The sequence below is a fragment of the Lutimaribacter saemankumensis genome, assembly GCF_900100005.1.
Lineage (GTDB): Bacteria > Pseudomonadota > Alphaproteobacteria > Rhodobacterales > Rhodobacteraceae > Lutimaribacter > Lutimaribacter saemankumensis.
Genome location: NZ_FNEB01000045.1, coordinates 1 through 1243 on the forward strand (window position 1 = coordinate 1; position 1243 = coordinate 1243).

Annotated in this window: 1 protein-coding gene; it reads left to right on the plus strand. The window is 53.5% G+C overall.

What is annotated here, in order from left to right; all coding sequences use genetic code 11:
• Positions 1 to 164: 164 nt before the first annotated feature.
• On the plus strand, positions 165 to 1243 hold a 1079-nt coding region (locus tag BLT50_RS18875), incomplete at its 3' end, for a Hint domain-containing protein (protein ID WP_139170604.1).

The window sequence follows — 1243 nt, forward strand, 5'->3', positions numbered from 1 at the left end:
TGAAAAATCATTAGCCATTTGAAAGCCTGCAGCGCGGAGAGCCGCCCCAGGTCGTATAGCCCCGCCCTATTTGCGCCACATTTCCGCCTTAATGTTAAAGCTCAAAAGATAAAAAGCGAAAAAACGGGCAAAAGACCCGGCTTCGAGGCAGGAAAAGTGCAGTAATGGCCAATACAACTCTGTTGTTGAACGGTTTCAGTATCATTGGCGACCCTCAAACCAATACCAACGCAAGTGGTGGGGGCGAGTTAATGATTCATGATGGTACGGCCATTTTCGAAGATGACGATATTATCGTTTATCATGTTGAAGGTGTGACCGAGGACGGGGTTCTGACCGACGACTCAGTTATTGTAGGCATTACGGTCTACGATAGCGCCTCGAATTATTTCTACGATGTGCCCCTTTATGAATATGATGCTCCGCCAGGTGGGGGAGTAGATATAGAGGTCGGGCGCAATACGATGGGCGACCGGTATCTGGAATTTGATGCAAGCGCGCTGACATCGACCGACATCGGCGCGCCGGTTCTGGGTGAGATGGCGGCGGTAGCGGGTGTGAATATTCTGGGTACGCTGGCATCCACCAATGGACCATTAGAGGTGCCCACCAACGAAAATATCGACCTGAATGGCGATGGGGTAATCTCGGGCGGAGAGATTTCGGACGGGCGATTTTCCAGCGAACTCAACATCTTTGCCGAAAACACCATTGTGTGTTTCGCCTCAGGCACTCTGATCGAAACCCCCATGGGCCCACAGGCGATTGAAACGCTGAAGGTGGGCGATCTGGTCAACACAATGGATGAAGGGCCGCAGCGCATTCGCTGGATCGGCGGCACCCAAACTGCTGGTGTTGGCGCGAATGCACCGGTGCGTATCCGTCGCGGGGCAATCGGCAATGCGCGCGACCTTTGGGTGTCGCAAAATCACCGGGTTCTGATCACAGGATTCAGGGCTGAGCTGCTGTTCGGTGAGGCACAGGTGTTGGTAGCCGCCAAACATCTGGTAAATGACCATACGATCCGCATCGTCCCATGTGAGACTATCGAATACTGGCATTTCTTGTTCGATCAGCATCAGATCGTCTTTGCCGAGGCAAGTCCGCTCGAAAGCCTGTACCCCGGCCAGCAGTCGCTTGAAGCGGTTACGCCGGTCGAACGGGACGAGATTGTGACGCTTTTCCCTGAGCTTGAAGGGAAAGATTGCGGCTATGGCCTTGCGCGTTACACGCTGAAACGGTT